Raw genomic sequence first — 19,625 nt, 5'->3', positions numbered from 1 at the left:
TAATAATTTTCGCACTGGGCGAGGGTGGCGCTAAAGGGGCGTTCAATTGCGGCGAAACTGCCAGAATTGGGGGCAATTTGCGGGGGGAGGGATGGTTTTTTGCATGATTCCATGCCAGCCTTACCAAAAGAAAAATACACATGGGCATCGAGCAGCGATGCGATTCATCACAGGCGCTTTCATCGCGGGAATCATCTGCACGTCGGTTTCGGCGCAGGCCGAAGGTTTGACGGGCGAACGCGATTTCTCGTTCAAGCGCATCAAGGTGGGCTCTGCCGCAGGCAAACGCATCACGGTGCAGATCGACCCGGTCGAACAGGCCCGCCTTCTGGCTTTGGCGCCCAAGGTCAAACCCCGCGCGCCAACCGAGGACGGCACCCAAGACGTGCAGCCCGCCGCAGCCCCCGGTGCCACCCCTGCACCCAAGATGCCGGTCAAGACAGCGGCCTATGATTGGTTCTGGCAAACCGTGCCCACCAGCCGCAGCGCGGTGGCTGATCGCTTTCCGCTTGCGCTGGCCACCTTGTCGCGTGGCCCGGCGGGGGCCACTGTGGCGGCGCCGCGTATGCAAAAGATGCAGGAAATGGCCACGGCCCATGGCAAGGATATTCTGGCGGCCACCATTGGCACCAATGTTTCGCCGGCTTTGGTGCTGGCGGTGATTGCAGTGGAAAGTGCGGGCAATGAAAAGGCGCTGTCTAAGGCCGGGGCACAGGGGCTGATGCAACTGATTCCGGCAACGGCCGAACGCTTTGGCGTCTCTGACGCGCTTGAGGCCCGGCAGAACATCAAGGGCGGGGTGGCCTATCTGGATTGGCTTTTGGGCGAATTTGACCGTGACCCACTTATGGCTTTGGCTGCCTATAACGCGGGCGAAGGTGCGGTGCGGGCCAATGATGGCGTGCCACCCTATGCCGAGACACGGGATTATGTGCCCAAAGTGCTGGCGGCCTGGCAGGTCGCGCAGGGCCTGTGCCAGACACCGCCCGAACTGGTCACAGACCCATGTGTGTTCAAGGTCATCGCCTCGGGCGGCTGAACGGCCACATGATCTGTTCACACCATCCTTGGGCGCAGGTCGGCTTTTGCAAAAGGGGGGTGCATTGCCCCCCTCAGCAGCCCTTGGTCCACAGCGACAGCTTTGGCCTTAGTTTACCAGCGTCGCCTCGGTTGCGGCGCGCAGTTCTGCTTCGGTCACGCCATCGGCCAGTTCGACGATCTTCAGCCCGCCCTCAACCACATCCAGCACGCCCAGATTGGTGATGATCCGATCCACCACGCCCTTGCCCGTCAAGGGCAGGGTGCAGGCGCGCAGCACCTTGGACTCGCCGTGTTTGCTGGTGTGGTCCATCACGACAACCACGCGGCCCACGCCGGCCACCAGATCCATCGCCCCGCCCATGCCTTTCACCAGCTTGCCCGGAATCATCCAGTTCGCCAGATCGCCATTTTCCGCCACTTCCATCGCGCCCAGGATCGCCATCGCGATCTTGCCGCCCCGGATCATCGCAAAGGATTGTGCGCTGTCGAAATAGGCGGTTTGCGGTAGTTCGGTGATGGTCTGTTTGCCCGCGTTGATCAGATCGGCATCTTCCTCGCCCTCAAACGGAAAGGGGCCCATGCCCAGCATCCCGTTTTCCGATTGCAGCGTGACCTCGATCCCCTTGGGGATGTAATTGGCCACCAGCGTCGGAATCCCGATGCCCAGGTTCACATACCAGCCATCTTGCAACTCTTGTGCCGCCCGCGCGGCCATCTGATTACGATCCCAGGGCATTACGCTTGCTCCTTCTTGCGGGTGGTGCGCTGCTCGATGCGCTTTTCATGGCTGCCTTGCACAATCCGGTGCACATAAATGCCCGGCAGGTGGATCGTGTCGGGGTCAAGGCTGCCCAGGGGCACGATCTCTTCGACCTCGGCCACACAGATCTTGCCGCAGGTGGCTGCAGGCACGTTGAAATTGCGCGCCGTCTTGCGGAACACAAGGTTGCCCGACGGATCGGCCTTCCAGGCCTTGACGATGGCCAGATCGGCCACGATCCCGCGCTCCAGAATATAGTCGCGCCCGTCAAAGGTTTTCACATCCTTGCCCTCGGCAATCACCGTGCCCACACCCGTGGCGGTGTAAAAGCCGGGGATACCGGCCCCCCCGGCGCGCATCCGCTCGGCCAAAGTGCCCTGCGGGTTGAACTCCAGCTCCAGCTCTCCGCTCAGATACTGGCGCATGAATTCGGCGTTTTCGCCCACATAAGAGCTGATCATCTTCCTGACCTGCCGCGTTTCCAGCAACTGGCCCAGACCAAAGCCATCGACGCCCGCGTTGTTCGACGCAACCGTCAGGCCCTTGGTGCCGGCATCACGGATGGCGGCGATCAAAAGCTCGGGGATGCCGCACAGGCCAAACCCGCCCGCCGCAATGAACATCCCGTCAAACAACACCCCCTCCAGCGCCGCTGCCGCGTTCGGATATACCTTCTTCATGCTCTCTTCCCTGCAAAGCCGTGAGAACATAAAGGCAGGATAGGGAGCAAAGTCAATTGCCGCAACGCAGCGCATTTTGCTTGCGATGCGGGCCTGAAGCTCGGGCGAGCAGTCCGAAATTGCATGTTCCCCCTTTCGCCCCGCCGGCGCTGGGCTATGTTGTTGCGGGGGTCAAAAGGAGGAAACGACGCCTTCAGGGATTTCGCCCGGTAACGCATTGTTTTCATGCCTTCGCAGCGTTAATGGGGGGGGGGGCGGGCCGAAATGGCGCCCGAAACACGTCTTTGCGGGCGTGCTGGAATGGTAGACAGACCAGACTTAAAATCTGAGGGGCGTATGCCCGTGTGGGTTCGAGTCCCACCGCCCGCACCACTTGGCTGAGCGTGAAGCTGCGTCGCTAATGCGTGTTCGCTTGGTTGAACATGCAGGTTTGATGGTTTCTTGGGCAAGATCGACAGCGCCGAGGCCTTGGCTTGAACTCGAAGCTTGCCGGTTGATGGTGTCAGAAGTCGAGTCTTGCGGCGACTGTCATCAGGTGGTGGCGCATTGCTTCTTCTGCCGCCTCCGGTGCGCGGGCCGCGATCGCCGCAATGATGGTGTCATGTTCCAAGAAACTTGGGTGATCGTCTGGCGGTTTGGGCCCCGTTCGCTTGGCTTTTCCCCACGACACCATTCTATGCAATGCGCTGAGTTGATCAAACAGGACCAAAAGGGTGGGAGAGGCCGCAGCTATTGCCATGGCGCGGTGGAACTCTGCGTCGAGCAACTGATACTCACGCCATGTCGCGGCACGCCGAGTGCGTGAAGCCAGCACTTGCAGATGCGCAATGGTTGCCGCCGACGCATGCAGTGCAGCCTCGCGCGAGATTGACGGCTCAAACGCTGTTCGTGCCCGCATGACGTCGGCGGGGCTGATTTCCCGCGCAACAGCGATCAGATCATTCTGTTGGGGTTGCACCGGATTGTCGGCAAGAAAGGTTCCCTTGCCGACATGACGCCACAAAACCCCTTCATCAACCAAGACCTTAAGCGCCTTGCGCAGGGATGATCGGCGAAGACCGATTTCGGGGCCAAGTTGGCGTTCGGGGGGCAGTCTATCTCCGGCTGCAAAGCCACTTTCTGCAATGAAGGCCCGCAATTGTGAAACCGCTGCAGCATCTGACACATCATGCAGCTTGGCGTGCTTGCCACCCTGCGACTCTGAGGCGAACGCTTGGTCACTCAAACCTGTCTCTCCGCTGCACCGTCGCCACGTTACCGTTTCTGGCCGCTGGAATCAATGTGATTGCGCCAAATTGATCTTGCTGGCGTGTTCCGCGGTGCGTCTTCGGCTGGTCATCAGTTTGGCAGGGGCAGGCTTCCCTCCGTGGTTGGCGGCGTATAGTTGCGGTGCAGGGGGCAGGGGTGCGTTCGGCGCCTTAGATTGCTGTTGTTGCAACAGCAGGGGCTTTGTTGTCATTCTGTCGCCGCAGGCTGATCTGTTTCGATCAGATTTCGCCGATCTGGGTCCCGGATGGAGTTTGCAAACTGGTACTTGAAATGCCTTCAATATGGCTCATTATCGATATCATGGGGGATTAATCATGATTGATCTGAGTTTGAATGGCGGCCGGTTTGCCCTGATCTGCCACACTGTAGGTGTTTCGACATGACAAAAGCTCTACGTTTGTCGCTGGCCACTTGGGATCATGACCGTGTCATGCCAGTTCATGATGGTCGCGTTTCCGTTCCCGGTGTCTCTTTTGACTCGCATATTTTGCCGACCGGCACTCTTTTTCCGATTGCTGTTCAAGAGGCTCGGTTCGACATAACCGAGCTTTCCTTGTCGAGTCATATCCTGCAAGTCGCGCGGGGGACGGCGGCCTATGTGGCCATCCCTGCCTTTATCAGCCGCGCCTTTCGGCACAATGGCTTTTATCGCCGCGCAGGAAGTGGCATCGAAACGCCCGCAGATTTTGCAGGCCGTCCGATTGGTGTGCCAGAATACCAGATGACAGCAGCGCTGTGGATGCGGGGTATCATGGCCGACGATCACGGGGTGGCTGCCACAGATGTGACATGGCGCACGGGGGCGTTGGACAAAGGTATTCGTCATGAGCGACTCGCACTTTCTCCGCCTGCAAATCTGCACATAAAGCCGATCCAGGACGGTGAGACGCTTCAGAGTCTGCTTTTGGCTGGCGAGATCGACGGACTGCTAGCGCCTAATCCACCGAATGCGTTTCTGGTGGGCGACCCCCGGATTGAGCGGGTGTATCCCGATTTTGAACGTGTCGAGCAGGACTGGCACCGTCGAACCGGCTTCTTTCCGATCATGCATGTGATTGCGTTGCGTCGTTCGCTGGCTGATGCCCACCCTTGGCTGCCAAAGGCTCTTTACGAAGGCTTTACGAGCGCCCGCGACATGGCGCTGGAGCGCCTGCGCGATGTTTGGCTGGGGTCGGCCAACCGCATCAGCCTGCCGTGGCTAAATGCATCCATGGAGCGTGCGCGTACAGCGCTGGGTCCAGATTATTGGCCCTATGGTTTTGGTGGTGCGCGCGCTGAAGTCGCAGCCATGTGCCGATACTCTGTCGACCAGTTTCTTGCGCCGCGCCTTGTGTCCCCAGAGGAGCTTTTCGAGATATCCCTGCTTGATACCTGATGGGCACTGGTAGCCTTGCAAAGCAAATCAAAGAGTGGACTACAACGCTTCGACGATCGTTTGCGCGTGGAACTGGCGCACAGAACGGGGCCAAACTCTCCGAAGTTGCCTCCGCTTGGGGCATTCAGTCACAACTGGGCCCGCTTGACTGTACCGTTGGCGCTGGTGGTTTGCCTGCCGTCATGGTGCTTTCGCGCGAATTCTGAAGGACCGGGGCCTGGTCGAAAACCCGATTGTCGTGCAGAAGCGTGGCGGCGCTGGGCACCTGAATGCCTGCAATCGTGTTTTGGGTTTGCCTTGCGCTAAGAACATGCGTCTGATCTTGGCCTTGCCGTTTTCCAACCGCAGTTGCGCGTGGCATGCCTCCGGTGATTGATCAGATCACGCCGATTACTTTGCGGGCAGAATTTAGGCTGAACTGGCTGACGACACCCGATCATACATCAGTGCATAGAGCGATTTGGCTGCAGCAGAAATAGCGGCAGGGGGCATGTGCGTTTGGCTGGCGAACCGCGGGGTGGCAACGGCCATAAGCTGACCGGCCTTTTCGATAGGGCATCTTTGGCTGAGCCAGGTCGTTGAACTTTGGCCCGCCCGTTCCAATCCCTCGTCATTTCAGTAAAGATGGAAAGCGTGCCCTCTGGCCAGCTTCGCCATATCTTTCACTCATCAGAAGTGTTGCTTTCTTTAATGGAAAATCTGCATCGCACCATCAGACTTCTCTACACAGGGCAAAGCCGTAAAGCTCGGCGCTTTCGATATGGCTTGATTGTCTTTGACGCTCTGACAATCGTTTACTTCATCGCGACGGCGGCGCTTCCGTCTTCGTCTATGATCACGATGATGAACACCTTGCTAGGTTTGCCAATCCTGATCGATTTGATGGCCCGGCTGTGGATTTCCGAGAACCGGCGCCGAGATCTAACCAAGATCTATACTCTGGCGGATATCGCGGTGATCCTGTCGTTGCTTTTGGCCCCGCTGATTACCGAAAACCTTGGCTTTCTGCGCGTCTTGCGGGGCCTGCGCTTGATTCACGCCTATCATCTGCTGCGCGACCTCAGGCGCGAAAGCTTGTTCTTTCGTCGGCACGAAGATGCAATTCTGGCTTCGGTCAATCTGTTTGTCTTTATCTTTGTCACCACATCCTTGGTCTTTGTCGTAGCCTTCGATGAAGGTGCCGGTCTGACCAGCTATATCGACGCCCTGTATTTCACGGTGGCAACCCTGACGACCACAGGATACGGCGACATCACCATGACGACACCAGGTGGCAAGGTGTTGACCGTGTTTATCATGGTGGTGGGTGTCGCTTTGTTCGTGCAACTGGCCCGAGCCATTTTTCAACCGTCGAAAATCAAATACAAATGTCCGGAATGCGGGCTGAACCGGCATGACCTTGATGCGATACACTGCAAGCACTGCGGAGAGCCCTTGAAGATTGAAACCGAAGGTAGCGATAGCGGCTAGTGCACAACGACCGGACTTCGCTCTGTCGATTGCTACTTGCGACATGATGGTTCTGGCACGCAAGTCGGGGGTGAATCACAGGCAAGCGAAGGGGGCAGGGCCCTTACTCGTCGCTCGATGTCTGTGTGTGGTTTTGGGGCCGTGTGATCCAAGGAAATTGGTCTGGGCACCGCCCGTCCTTTGGGCGGCGGCTGCCGAGACAGAGCGATGTAAGGCGTCAGATCCCTTTCCGTTAACGTCGAGGAACAGACGGTGGGTCTGTCTGGCCACTGTCATAGCGGCCAGACGATCAGCAACAGTGGCAGGCTGATCGCGACGACCAGAAGTTCCAGCGGCAGGCCAAGTTTCCAGTAATCGCCAAAGCGAAACCCGCCGGGTCCAAGGATCAGCGTGTTGTTCTGGTGCCCGATCGGCGTCAGAAAGGCGCAAGAGGCGCCAATCGCCACGGCCATCAGAAAGCTGTCGGGATTGACGCCCAAGGTGTTGGATATGCCCAAGGCAATGGGGCACAGAACGGCGGCCGTGGCGGCGTTGTTCATCACATCTGACAAGAACATCGTGGTGATCAGCACGACGGCCAGTGCGGCAATGGCATTGCCCTGTGCCACGGTCTGCACCAAAAAACGCGCCAGCAGATCAGCGGCCCCAGTGGTTTGCATGGCGGCAGCCACGGGCATCAGGGCGGCCAGCAGCACGATCACCGGCCAGTCAATCGCGGTATAGACCTGACGCAGGGGCACGGTGCGCGCCACCATCGAGGCCAGCACCCCCAAGGTAAAGGCCACCGCCGCGGGCAACAGCCCAAAGGTCACAACGCCGACCGAGCCCAGCATGATCGCCCCCGCAATCATCGCCATGCGCTTGTCGGGGATCCGCAGATCGCGCAGGCCCAGCGGCACACAGCCGGTGTCGTTGGTAAACCCAGAAACGGCCTCGGCTTCGCCCTGCACCAGCAGCAGATCGCCAGAATTCAGCTTGAGTGTGCGCAGCCTGGTGCGGGGCGACCGCCCCTCGCGCGAGACGGCCAGCAGGTTCAGCCCATAGCGCGTGCGCAGGTGCAGGTCGCGGGCGGAACGGCCCACAATGGTTGAACCGGGCAGCACAGCCAGTTCGCGCAGCACGATCGCATCGGCCGCATCGCGGGGCGGGTCGTCTTGGCCTGCGTCGGGGTCTTCGGTGGCCATGTCCAGGCCAAGGGCCGCCTTTTTCGCGGCATCGGTCGGCTTTTTGACGACATGTTCTTCCAGCTTCATGCCAAAGGCCGACAAGACCCCGGCCAAGGCGTCAACCTCGGCTTCCAGCACCAGAATGTCGCCCGCGCGGATATGGCGGCCGCCGTGAGGGGCCGTCATCCGCACCTCGTTGCGCACAAGGCCCACGATCTGCGCATCGCTTTCCTCGATTTCGCGTTCAAAGTCGTTCAGCGTCAGGCCGACGGCCTTGCTGTCCTGTGGCACGCGCAATTCGGTGAAATAGGTTCCGGTTTCAAAGCCGTCGCCCCCGGCAGCCTTGCGGGCCGGCACCAAGCGCCACCCGACAAGCGCCACGAACAGCACCCCGCCCAAGGCCACGGCCACACCGACCGGGGCAAAATCGAACATGGCGAAATGGCCCAGACCAGCCTCGGCCCGAAAGCCCGAAACGATCAGGTTGGGTGGTGTGCCAATCAGCGTCGTCATGCCGCCCAGAATGGTGCCAAAGGCCAAGGGCATCAGCACCTGACCATTGGTCAGCTTCAGCCGGTCAGACAGCACCACCGCCAAAGGCATCAGCAGCGCCATGGCGCCGACATTGTTCATGAACCCCGACAGGGCCGCCCCAAGGCCCAAAAGGGTGATCATCCCTGTCAGCCGCCCTGCCGTGCGCGGCAAGGCGCTGCGGGCCAGCCAGTCAACCGCACCGGTATTTTGCAGGCCCTGGCTGAGGACCAGCACACAGGCCACGGTGATCACGGCCGGGTGGCCAAAGCCTTCGAACGCGCTGTCGGCGGGCACCAGACCGGCCATGACACAGGCCATCAGGGCTGCCAAAGCCACGATGTCATGGCGAAACCGCCCCCACAGGAACAGCGCCAGCGTGGCAGCAAGGATGGCAAAGATCATCATCTGGGGTGGGGTCATGAACATCCTGCCGCTGGGGCTGTCTTGGGGTTGGGGGCACGGCCAACAGGGGTCAGCCGGTTTCAGATCCGCAGGCTACACCAATTTCCATCAGCTCTGGCTGGGTTTCGGGGCAGGCCGCAAGCAATTGAACATCCGTGATAAAGCGCCGGCTGTCAAAGCCAGCCCGACCGCATGGGGGTGTAGGGCCCAGGTGCAGGATGGCGTTCTGCCGGGGTTACAGGCTGAACTTGAAAGTCAGCGAAAGGTTCCCCCCCAGAAAACCGGGGCCGGGGTCTGCACCGCGATTCCACGGCCAGCGGTTGTTGCTGTAATTGCTGTAAGACAAAACCCAATCGTCAGAAATGCGATAGCTGGCGGTATAGCTGTAGTCGGATTGATAGGTGTCTTGCACGCCCGGGGCGTAAAGTTTGATGGTGCCGCCGATGCGGAACCTGTCGGTGACAGCATAGCCACAGGACAGGCTGAGACTGTCCTTGACTGGGTTTGGCAGGCCAAGGCTTGCGGTGCAGGGCAACGACTTGCCGTTCGGCAATGTGAACACGGGCAGTTTGTAGTTGGCGCGCAGGTCGCCATCCTTCAGCGCGTCAAGGAAGTTACCATTGGCGCCGCTGAACTGGCCGCCGTAATTGCTGTAGCCAAGGTTCAGCGACTCGTTCAGCCGATAGGTGAAGGCATAGGTGAAATCGGGGTCGGAACTGCCTTGATCACTGGCATTGCCATAGCCAACCAGGGAAAATCGCAGCGACAGCCTGTCTGTCAGCTTGGTGTTGCAGCCAAGGCTGACGCGCGGTTTGGCAAAGCGCAGCGATTTGGGATTGGATGAGGCATCTTGCAAACTGGTGGTGCCCGTGACGGTGCAGGCCAGATCAAAGCCTGACAATCCGGGTGCGGGTTGGCTGGGGGCGACCTCGGTGGCGGGGCGTGGCGTGACGGGCAGGGTGGCCGATGCGGGCGCCGATGGCACGGCCCCTGGGCGGGCCGCTGGCGCGATGGGCCCGGCGGGCTGGCTGCACTCATTGGGCACGAAGGCCTCGGTTTCGGGGCAGGCTGGGTCGGTCAAGTTGGCCAGCGCCTCTGCCTTGGCCTCGGCAACGGCTTGTGCATCGGGGGCAGCATCGGCCACCTCCAGGGTGCCATCTTCGGCCAAAGGGGCCGGTTGTGGCAGATCGTCCCTTTCCGCTGTTGCCGTCGGGTCGGGCTGCCCGGCTTCGCCAGCATCGCCGTCGCTTGGATTGTCAGCGGCGGGCGGCTGGCTGTTGGGGGCAGAAGCTGTGGCCAAGGCATCGTCGCGCGCATCTGCGGCCGGTTCTGGTGCAGGTTCGGGTATCGGGGGCACAGGCCCCGTGCCGGCCAAGATCCAGCGGGCAAGATAGATCGCCGCCCCTTGAGCATCAGGGGCGGCGGGCACCGGGGGCTTGGCCTCTCGGGTGGCGGAAATGGTCAGGGCCTGCCCGGATTGGCCGGTAATCTGGCAGGCCACGGCTTTGACGCAAGTCAGTGTGACGTGAACGCTGGGCCGATCACTGCCATCCATCACCTTGGCCGAGCCATCTGGGTAAAGAACATAAGTCCAGTCCCCAAGGGTGCCCCGCTGATAGCGCGACCAGTGAAAGGCATTGGGGAGATCAACCAAAACCTCGGTGCCATTTGGCGTGGCCAGATCGCTGGTGTTCACAAAGCTTTCGGCCGGTGGGCTGGCGGGACTGGTCGTGAGGTCAAGCGATTGCGCAACGGCGGCCAGCGGGATCAGCACCGACAGGGTCAATGGCCAGCGCATGACGCCAGAGCGCTGGCGCGGATTTGGGGGGCAGGGCACAGTCTTTAAGGGCCGATCACTCACGTCTTTATTTCCCGGCCCGCCCTAGGAAAACAGGAGGACTTGCATGGCCTTGCACTGACAAAAGGAAGCTGAGTCACGGTTCAGGCCGCCCTGTTTTCGTGTCAACGGGCACACTTGCATCGTTTCACAGCTTTCTTCCAATTTATAGACCATTTTGCCAAAAAGATGAACGCCTTTGCCAGCTGAACCCGTGGTCGGGTCGCGAGGCACCCGTTATGCGACGCATTGGCGGGGAAAAGGAAGTTGCTCCTTACAAACGATGGCTGCACGACGGACAGTCTTCTGGGGTTTGCCTCGTCGTGGCGATGCCAAGACGAATTCGCGCCGCACGGTGCCTTCCATTCCAACGATAGGATCGCGCCGGAAAACCTTCTGATCAGACAGAAAGGTACGTCATGTGTTGTCGAGGGTGAGGCGCTCTCTCGGAAAGGTAAAGAAGCGCTTCTCCATCTTCGGTCCACAACGCACGGGTAATAAGGATCTCTGGCCCGGCACTACGGTTGTTGCCGTTGCCCACTTGGGGCGTGTTTTGACTGTTGCCCCAAGTGCCTGTTGCCCCAGGTCAGGTTCGGCATCCGCTTTCTGTCAGGGCCCCTTTGACGACCGGAAAACCATTTGGAGGGTCAACGATGACTTTGTGCACGCCTGTAATTCGGCGCATGCACGAATTGGCTGCGGCTTGTCCTGCCTGCCTGCCATCAACATAGATGTCGAGCCAAGGCATGCCGTTGCGACCGACATGGCAGGGGCCGAATTGTGGTGTCGGGCCATCGCCGCAGACATCCTCAACGATTGCATAGCGTTTCAGGGCTGGGAAGTAAAAGCGAGTGCCGGGCGGAAAATCCAAGACTTGACGGCCGGTGGCAAAGCTGTGGCCAACGGCGATTGTGATCGGATCATTGTATGTGCCCGTACCGCCTGCGCTTTTACGGAGGACTGGGCGCGCAATTGCCGCCGATCCCGGGGGGGTATTGTCCCAAAAACTGTACCCCGTCAAATAAACTGAAAAGGTTTGTCCAGGAGTCGTTTGATACGCTACAGGTATGGCGGTTGAAGTCGTCGTGGCGGAAGACGTTTCTGCTGTAACAAAAGGTGGTGCATGGCCGGACTGGGCCGCGCCTGCAAAAACGGGCATTGCAAAAAAGAGGGACGATACACAAATCAGGGCAATGGGTGTTTTACTCATGTCATGATGCCTTTCTTGTCTGGCTGTCTTTGCCTGACTGAGGATTGGCTTTTTTAATTGAAACATCGTTAATTGCGACGGCTCAAACGTTTCAAGTTTTAAGCGTATTGGAAACGATCTTACAGCTCATATGATCTTTGAGCCTTGGGTCTTTTGTGCAGCAATTAGCGGCCTGTAGGCACTGTCCAGGTTTATCTGCATTTCCAGGTGTAGACCTCGCCCCATGTGAAATTGAATCAAATCCTTTGAATTGTACCGAACGGCATTGCAGAGCATGACGCGAAGCGATTGTTTTGAGGTGCAATTCCTTAGGGCGACGCAGGATGATCACAGCTTTCAATCAGGCGGTGAACTGTGGAACTTTTACAATCTTGGATTGAGCGACGCATTTTTGACTTGGGGTATTTCATTTACAATGCTCTCAAATCCTGATGATTGATTTGTTGAGGAATACAGTTTGACAAAGATTCTACTTATTTTCGCCCATTGTGATGACAACACTGCTCCATCAGCGCTATTCTTCCAGTGCAGCGGCCATACTGAAGGAGAGTCATGCTTCCGCCCGGCTTCAAGCTGAAAAGCGAAAAGGTCGCAGTCAACCCGGTCTTCGAAGATCGTGGCGGGCGACGTCGGCGTGTCCTTGTGCTGTCGATCCTGATCGCTTTTTTGTTCTCTCTGGTGTGGATGAGCGTTTTTGGATCTTTAATCCTGCGGCCAAGTTCAAGCGGCCAGGCTCTGGCGGTCGATGTGCCGCGACCCGATCTGCAACGCATGGATGAAAACGATGCGGCCTTTGTCTTGCCACCCGTGCTTGGTCACAGTCATCGGCACGGCAGCGATCTTTCCTCCGTTATCAACGCTTCGGCAGCCGGATCTTATGGTGCAGGTGAGGGGGGCGCCTTGTCTGGGGGCATGTCTGCACCTTGCTCGATCCCGCGTTCCGGGCCCGGCACGGTTTCGGCGGCCTATGCGGCAAGCGGCGCTGCGCGTGTGTTTGCCATCATGCCGCAGTCTCCAATTGAATCGTTTCTTTCCTTGGTGCGAAACTGCGCCTTGATTGACGTGCTTGTGCCTGAATGGTTTGAGATCGATGCAAAGGATTTTGCATTCAAGAAGATCGATGGCGACGCCGAGATGTCGCAGGTCGTGCAGGGCATTCTTGCGAACAAGGCGACAGCTCCGTTGGTTATGCCAATCGTCTCGTTAGCCTATGATGCGCATCCGGCCCGTTTTGCAGCAAAGCTTGAAAGTGCGACTTACAGAAACGCTCTTGTGACCCACATCACTGAGGCTGCGGAGAAAACACAGGCAGTTGGCATCTGTCTTCGCGCTCCTGGCCTTCGACTGCGTTATCAGGCGGCTTTGGCTCCGTTCCTGCAAGAGTTGCGGGCGAGGCTTGGTGAGGCGGGGCGCAGTCTGTGCGTGATCACGCCACCAGACGATCTGCTGTGGCGCAGCCCCGAGATCGTAGGCGCGGTCGATCAGTTCGTTGTCACGATGTATGATGAACCTTGGCTGGGGTCGCTCCCCGGGCCCTTGGCATCAGAGCCGTGGTTCGAGGCAACGGTCGTCGAAATCGCGAGGCGGGTCGGCAAAGACCGCCTGATCGTGGCGCTTGGCAGTCGTGCGGTTGATTGGAAAAGTGGTCAGGCCACCCCTGAAACGATCAGCTATGCCGAGGCTATGTCCCGGATCAGCCGCTATGGTGCGTCTCCTCAGTTCGCAGGGACGAGTCGTAATAGTACGGCCAGCTATACCGACGAGAGTGGTGTACGACATCGAATTTGGATGCTTGATGCGGTGACCACCCACAACAGCCTGAGAATTATTGAAAAGCATGGCATCCAGAATGTGGCACTTGCCACGATGGGAGAAGAAGACAGCAGCCTTTGGACCCTCTTTGACAAGGCTGCGGCTTTGCCGGCCGCAGAGCGCCTGAAAACGGTCACTTTGCCCGATTACGTTGCCTACAGGGGTGAGGGGTCGTTCTACCGGCTGGTGCAAAAGGACGCGCCCGGCACGCGGGTGCTGATGACAGATCCGATCTCAGGTCACATCGTCTCTGCAGATTACTCGGTCCTCCCCCGGCCAAGCCAGATGGAGCGATTTGGTATCAGCAAGACGAACCAGGTTGCACTTACTTTCGACGATGGGCCTGACCCGGTGGCGACAGCGCAGATCCTTGATGCACTGCGCGACACTCAGACCCCAGCCAGTTTTTTTGTCGTGGGCCGGGCGGCGCTCTCGGCACCCAAAATGTTGGAGCGCGCGGCCGAAGAGGGGCATCTGATCGGGTTGCATACCTTCTTTCATCCAAGGATGGAGGATGTCACGCCGTTGCGCGCGCTGACCGAGATCAATGCCGTTCGTAACCTTGTGGAAGGCATGACCGGCTTCACGCCCGTCCTCTATCGCCCGCCGTACGGGCGCGGTCCGGGGCCAATCGAGGGGCGCATCGCCTCCAGCTTTGCGATGGTCGAGTCCGAGGGGCTTGTCATTGCGGGCGCCGATATCGTGCCCCCCGATTGGAACGGCATCAGCGCGGATGCCATGGTGCAGCAGGTGCTGACCGAGCTGGATAAAGAGGGCGGCAATGTCATCGTCTTGCATGACGGTCGCAGCGAAGGCATGCATACGGCCGAAGCGGTGCGCAAACTGGTGCCGGCCCTGCGCGCCGCAGGCTATGAAATCGTGCCGCTGGCAACCATTCTGGGCACCACGGTCGAGGCATTGATGCCACCCGCCGAGCGCATTTCGGCGGCATTCAACGGCACTTCCTTCCGGTTTATCGGCGGCGTCTTCGGACTGGTGTTGCTGCTGTTCTGGTTAACGCTGATCGCCAGCTTTGTGCGGGCCTACATCTATCTGCGGCTCGCCCGCCACCGCGACTTGTCCTTGATGCCGCCGTTGCGCTCTTTGCCTTCGGTCACCGTTGTGATCCCCGCCTTCAACGAGGAGGTGGTTGTTCTTCAGTCGGTACTGAACGTGCTGCAATGTGACTACCCTGATCTCAAGGTAATCGTAGTGGACGATGGCTCTACTGATCGGACAGCCGAGCTGGTCAGTCGGCATTTCGGCCAGCACCCTCAGGTGAGGCTGATTAAGCAGGCCAATCAAGGCAAATGGCGGGCGTTGAATGCTGCCCTTGCGATGATAGAGACCGAGATCGCCGTCTGTGTTGATGCCGACTCGCGCATTGCACATGATGCGCTGCGGCATCTGGTGCACCCGTTCCTCGATTGGCGGGTGGGCGCGGTTGCCGGAACAGTCGTTGTGGCCAACCGCTACAATCTGCTGACCCGAATGCAGGCGGTTGAATATACCACAGCCCAGCAGATTGGGCGGCGCGCCCACGAGGTTCTGGATGGCATCATGGTTGTGCCCGGGGCTTTGGGGGCATGGCGGGTTGATGCCCTGCGCGATGTCGGGGGCTATTCGAACGAAACCCTGACCGAAGACGCAGACCTGACACTGACGATCCGCCGAGCAGGCTATCGCGTCGCCTATGCCGAAGATGCCCTGTCGTACACAGAAGCGCCGTCAGACGTGCGGTCGTTCATCAAACAACGGCTGCGCTGGTCACTGGGTAATTTGCAGACCCTGTGGAAGCACCGTGGGGTCTTTGGTGAGTGGGGGCCGCGAAAGCTGTTCTCGATGGTTGATATGATCCTGTTCGGATATGTGCTGCCGCTGTTGGCACCACTCCTCGACATCATGTTCCTATGGTTCGCTTTCGTGTTTGGCTCTGCCTGGCTCAAGGGGGAAGCCCTCGAAATCGGGCATATGCCCCCCTATGCTTTGGCCGTTCTAATAGCCATTCCGTTTGTCGATCTGTTTGTCGCATGGCGGGCCTTGCGCTATGATGGCCGTGAAAAGCTTAGCCTTTTGTTCGTGGTGCCGCTGATGAACTTCGCTCTCAGGCCTCTGCTTTACATCGCTGTGTATCGCGCGATGTGGTCAGCTGTGTCGGGGCGTCTTGCGGGGTGGAACAAGCTGCGCCGTCAGGGGTTGGCGGCGCCCAAGGCCAAGGCGCCGGTGTGAAGCGCAGGACGTTCATGACCGGTTTGGCGGCTGCGCCCGCCTTTGCCGCGCCACGCACGTCCTTTGGCTGGGTCGCGCCCAAGCCTGTCAGAACCCTTGTCGCCCTGACCGATATTGGGGTTTCAACGTCGCCCGAGGCCCTTGATGCGGTTCTTGGCATTTTCACGGTCAAGGGGCTGCCTGTGCATTTGATCGTGGCACCAGAGGCTGCGGAGGGACAGGGGTTGCAGCCAGATCATCCGGTTTCCGCATTGCTGCGCCGATACCTGCTGGCCTTTCCTGGTCTTATCGAACTTGTCGCTTTTTCGCCAGACCTTGCGCGGTTGCGCCCTTTTCAGGTGGCCCGCTCTGCTGCCCAAGCCCGTCACGACCTTGTGCAAGCCATCTGGCCCAAGGATGCGCGAGATGCATCGCTGGCCAGACTTGGAACGATTGCCTGCGGCTTTGAGGCTGATCCGAAGCCGGTTGCCAGCGTCAGATCGGCAGGGTTCAGGAATGTTCTGGCGATTGGCGAAGACAGGCCGACCGAAGTGATCGCACGAATGTCTGGTGTCGGGGTGCTGTCGCTGTCTGGCGGCGAGCGTGTAAGTCTGCAAAAAACACCCGTGCTTCCATCGTTTTCGGGGCGAACAGCACAGCATCTCGTGGCGGTTTCGGCCGCATCTCTTGCCGCTGCCCCAGCCGAAACCGTAGCAACTCTGGCAAGCCGGTTTGCGGATGAAATGCTTTTGGCCGAGATCGATGAGCGCATTGCTCTGCCGCTTGCCCGCGATTTACAAATGCGGATTGATGCCAAATTCCGACGCCACCTCGCGCTTCATTTGCTGACACCGCCCGATGGGCAGGATTCGGGGATGGCCGCGTTTCACGCAATGCTTAGCGCCAAGGGGGTGCCGTTCAGCCATGGCCCAGCCATCGGGACATTCCCGCAGGCGGAAACGTATGGCGATGCCTATTGGATTGCGGTGTCCGACCCGCTGGACGGTGTCGGGCCTGTTCGTGCCCCCGCGATTTCAACCTTGCGGCGTGGCAACCCGGCAAATGGCAATCGCTGGATTGCACAAAACATGCTGCCGACAGGGCAGGTGGTTACCCTCAACCCCGATCCGACTGCGCAGCGTGGGTTTGATTCTGCTGCTACCCTGCATCTGCCATTGTTGGCCTATTTCGACGGCCCCCTGATGACCGGCACCACCCTTCTGAAGGCGATTGACGATGCCGAGGACGGCGTGGTTGTCATCTCGCCACAGGCTGTTGCAACGGCGGCCATGCGATCGGGCCTGATGGCCCTGATCTCTCCAGTCCATGCGGCAACGGGGACAGCCATTCTCCCCTTGGACCAGTATGTCAGGCGTATTTTGCCCGGTGATGGCTTGCTGCCAGCCTTTCTACGCACCGAAGCTTTCATCCATCGCTCGGCGGCTGCCCTGCAAACGATCACCAGTGCCGAGCGAGAGGAGTTGATCGGCGATGCGCAGGTGGCGTGGCGTTACTTCGCCGAAGGCACACATGCATCCACGGGGCTTTGCCCGTCAACCTTGCGCTATAATGGGGGGTTCGACACCGATTATACCTATTCAACGATGTGGGATGTCGGAAGTCAGATCAACGCCATCATGGCTGCATCAGAACTGGGCCTGATCACCGAGCAGGATTTTTCGAGGCGGATTGACAAGATTCTTGCAACTCTCGCCCGCGCCACGCGCAGCGGCCTGAAGCTGCCGCCTGAGGAAATCGACACGGCCTCGGGTCGGGGACGGCGACGCTTCAACTCGTTCGATACCGGCCGCTTGTTATTGGCGCTTGATCATCTCCGCCGTTTTCAGGTGCCGGTCGATGGTGTGGAAGACCTTGTGGCCTCGTGGAACTTTGACAGTGTCGTGGTCGATGGCCGGTTCAACTCGATTCAAGGTGGAAAGCTGGTCGATGATTATCGCTCGCATTACACCAGCTATGCGGCTGCGGGTCTGCGTGCCTGGGGCATTACGGCGGTTTCCCCGTATGACCCACTCACCGCCGAGGGTGGGGCCGATGCCAAGATGGAATTGCTGGATGTGGTTTCGACCCTTGGTCCCATTGGGGCAGAGCCGGCTTTGCTGCATCTGCTTGATGTGGGCGATCAGTTCGCGGCGAAATACCTTAGTGATGTGTTGATGGCTGCGCAGCAGACAGAATGGACGGCGCGCGGCAATCTGTTCGCCCCCTCTGAAACACCAATCGACCGGTCACCTTGGTTCACCTATCAAGGTTTGGGCTTGAACAGGGGGCCCGATGCTTGGGCGGTGGATGCCGATTTTGCCAATGAAACGCAAAGGGCGCCGGAGTTCCGGGCCTCATTGCGGGCCACCAGCAGTAAAGCGGCGTACTTGTGGCGGGCTGTTCGAAAGGACGAATTTACAGATCGCCTTTTGCACTTCGTGCGCCGCAACGCGCGAGTCGATCAGGGCTTCAAAAGCGCGATCTACCATTCGTCAGACATCCAGATGTCTGATTATTTTGACATAAACACCAGTGGCATCATCCTGCAGTCGATTGCCCGCATCCTGTCAGCCAAGGCCAACTAGCGCTCTTTGGGGGCAAGCTTCGCCTTATGCCCCGGCTGCCATCGGGGATTTGCCCGCCCGGACAGCAAGGCGGAACGGCCATAGGATCGATGCTCAAGGGCATCGGCAAGGATAAAGCCATCACACTTGCCCAAGAACCGCCATCAGGCGACGAACGAACGGGGCCGGGCAACGCCGCCCTGATCAAGGCTGGGCGCGGAAGCCGGGGGGCTGCCGCATTCATCGGCGCGGCGAAAAACTGGGGTTGATCAGATGGATGGGGTCGCCCGCCGCAAAGGCATTCACCTGATCATAGATGTCAGCGAATTGCAGATCGAACTCGTCTTCCGTGACAAAGCCGATGTGGGGCGTTGCGATCACCCGAGGGTGCGACAGGATGGGATCCTTCGGGTCGGTGACAGGTTCGGTGTCAAACACATCCAGCGCGGCCATGCCGGGGCGGCCTGCATTCAGGGCAGACAGCAAGGCGCCGGGGGCGATCAGCCCCGCCCGCGCCGTGTTCACCAACACCGATTGCGGCCCCATCGCCGCCAGATCAGCGGCGGTGATGATGCCGTTGGTGGCTGGCGTCAGCCGCAGGTGCAGGCTGACCACATCGGCCGTCGCAAAGAACGCCTCGCGGCTTGGCGCCACGATCTCGCCCGCCGCTGCGGCCTGCGCGCGCCCTGCGTCTGACCCCCACCAAATCACCTTGCAGCCAAAGGCCCCGGCATAGCTGGCAACCAGCCGACCAATGCGGCCATAGCCGTAGATGCCAATGGTGCGCCCCGCCAGCGTGCGCCCCACACCACCCTGCCACTGTCCCGCCTTGGCGCGGGCCATCTGGCGGGGCAGGTCGCGCATTGCCGCCAGGATCAGCGCCCAGGTCAGTTCGGCGGCGGCGCGGTTTGGCGTCTCATCCGGTTGGCGCGACGCAAAGGCCACCCCCCGCGCTGAACAGGCCGCCACATCGACATGCGGCCAGGCCCCGCGGCCAGAGATCAGGCGCAGATTGGGCAGGGCGTCCAAAAGATCGGCGGTAATCCGGGTGCGCTCACGGAACAGGCAAATCGCCTCGGCCCCTTGCAGCCGCCGTGCCAGGTCGGCCCCTTCGGCCCGATCTGTCCAGACCGTCACCTGATGCGGGCTTAGGCGCGCAAAGCTGGGCAGGTGGCGCAGGGTATCTGACCAGTCGTCCAGAATGTGAACCTTCATGTTTCCCCCCCCGCCGATGCCGAACCGCCCGCCACGCGCCATTCAGGCCAAAGCGTCAGGCCGGGTCAAGCCTGACCTGCGC

General features: G+C 59.7%; 12 protein-coding genes and 1 tRNA gene. 6 read left to right on the top strand and 7 right to left on the bottom strand.

The features are described 5' to 3' along the window. Positions 1–157 precede the first annotated feature (157 nt). The gene (locus V3C85_RS03840; protein WP_331793756.1) at positions 158–1,039 is read left to right on the top strand and encodes a lytic transglycosylase domain-containing protein; all 882 of its coding nucleotides are present in this window, start codon (positions 158–160) and stop codon (positions 1,037–1,039) included. A gap of 108 nt (positions 1,040–1,147) precedes the next feature. Here the strand turns inward: V3C85_RS03840 and V3C85_RS03835 are convergent, their stop codons facing one another. After that, positions 1,148–1,777, bottom strand: coding sequence for a 3-oxoacid CoA-transferase subunit B (locus tag V3C85_RS03835; RefSeq protein WP_331793755.1), 630 nt, complete (start codon positions 1,775–1,777; stop codon positions 1,148–1,150). Then, the gene (locus V3C85_RS03830) at positions 1,777–2,481 is read right to left on the bottom strand and encodes a CoA transferase subunit A (protein WP_331793754.1); all 705 of its coding nucleotides are present in this window, start codon (positions 2,479–2,481) and stop codon (positions 1,777–1,779) included. Before V3C85_RS03830 ends, V3C85_RS03835 begins: the two co-directional genes overlap by 1 nt. Positions 2,482–2,767: 286 nt before the next feature. Between V3C85_RS03830 and V3C85_RS03825 the strand changes: the two genes are divergently transcribed. After that, positions 2,768–2,853: transfer RNA gene (locus tag V3C85_RS03825), tRNA-Leu, on the top strand. 130 nt (positions 2,854–2,983) lie between these two features. Here the strand turns inward: V3C85_RS03825 and V3C85_RS03820 are convergent. Continuing rightward, a complete protein-coding gene (locus V3C85_RS03820; protein WP_331793753.1) occupies positions 2,984–3,646 on the bottom strand; it encodes a FadR/GntR family transcriptional regulator in 663 nt (220 codons plus the stop codon). Positions 3,647–4,129: 483 nt separating this feature from the next. On the opposite strand from V3C85_RS03820, the gene V3C85_RS03815 reads away from it, so the two are divergent. Both V3C85_RS03815 and V3C85_RS03810 read left to right on the top strand, forming a co-directional pair. Continuing rightward, positions 4,130–5,125, top strand: coding sequence for a 4,5-dihydroxyphthalate decarboxylase (locus V3C85_RS03815; protein WP_331793752.1), 996 nt, complete (start codon positions 4,130–4,132; stop codon positions 5,123–5,125). A gap of 690 nt (positions 5,126–5,815) precedes the next feature. After that, a complete protein-coding gene (locus tag V3C85_RS03810) occupies positions 5,816–6,595 on the top strand; it encodes an ion channel (RefSeq protein WP_331793879.1) in 780 nt (259 codons plus the stop codon). Between the two features lie 272 nt (positions 6,596–6,867). Here the strand turns inward: V3C85_RS03810 and V3C85_RS03805 are convergent, their stop codons facing one another. The 3 genes from V3C85_RS03805 to V3C85_RS03795 all read right to left on the bottom strand — a co-directional run bounded on the left by V3C85_RS03805 (position 6,868) and on the right by V3C85_RS03795 (position 11,744). After that, positions 6,868–8,715, bottom strand: a complete 1,848-nt coding sequence (locus V3C85_RS03805) for an SLC13 family permease (protein WP_331793751.1) — start codon at positions 8,713–8,715, stop codon at positions 6,868–6,870. A 217-nt stretch (positions 8,716–8,932) separates the two neighbouring features. Further along, the gene (locus tag V3C85_RS03800) at positions 8,933–10,495 is read right to left on the bottom strand and encodes a hypothetical protein (RefSeq protein WP_331793750.1); all 1,563 of its coding nucleotides are present in this window, start codon (positions 10,493–10,495) and stop codon (positions 8,933–8,935) included. Positions 10,496–11,120: 625 nt separating this feature from the next. Continuing rightward, a complete protein-coding gene (locus tag V3C85_RS03795; protein ID WP_331793749.1) occupies positions 11,121–11,744 on the bottom strand; it encodes a hypothetical protein in 624 nt (207 codons plus the stop codon). A 1,362-nt stretch (positions 11,745–13,106) separates the two neighbouring features. Between V3C85_RS03795 and V3C85_RS03790 the strand changes: the two genes are divergently transcribed. Together V3C85_RS03790 and V3C85_RS03785 are read left to right on the top strand one after the other, a co-directional pair. Next, positions 13,107–15,785 (top strand): glycosyltransferase, encoded by a 2,679-nt coding sequence (locus V3C85_RS03790; protein ID WP_331793748.1) that lies wholly within the window; start codon positions 13,107–13,109, stop codon positions 15,783–15,785. A 14-nt stretch (positions 15,786–15,799) separates the two neighbouring features. Continuing rightward, positions 15,800–18,349, top strand: coding sequence for a DUF3131 domain-containing protein (locus tag V3C85_RS03785; RefSeq protein WP_331793747.1), 2,550 nt, complete (start codon positions 15,800–15,802; stop codon positions 18,347–18,349). 219 nt (positions 18,350–18,568) lie between these two features. On the opposite strand, the gene V3C85_RS03780 is transcribed toward V3C85_RS03785, so the two are convergent. After that, positions 18,569–19,543 (bottom strand): D-2-hydroxyacid dehydrogenase family protein, encoded by a 975-nt coding sequence (locus V3C85_RS03780; protein ID WP_331793746.1) that lies wholly within the window; start codon positions 19,541–19,543, stop codon positions 18,569–18,571. Positions 19,544–19,625: the final 82 nt, after the last annotated feature.

It is taken from the genome of Pseudotabrizicola sp. L79 (assembly GCF_036553525.1).
GTDB lineage: Bacteria > Pseudomonadota > Alphaproteobacteria > Rhodobacterales > Rhodobacteraceae > Pseudotabrizicola.
The sequence above is the reverse complement of the archived record's forward strand: the minus strand, read 5'-3'. Positions and strand labels throughout refer to the sequence as shown.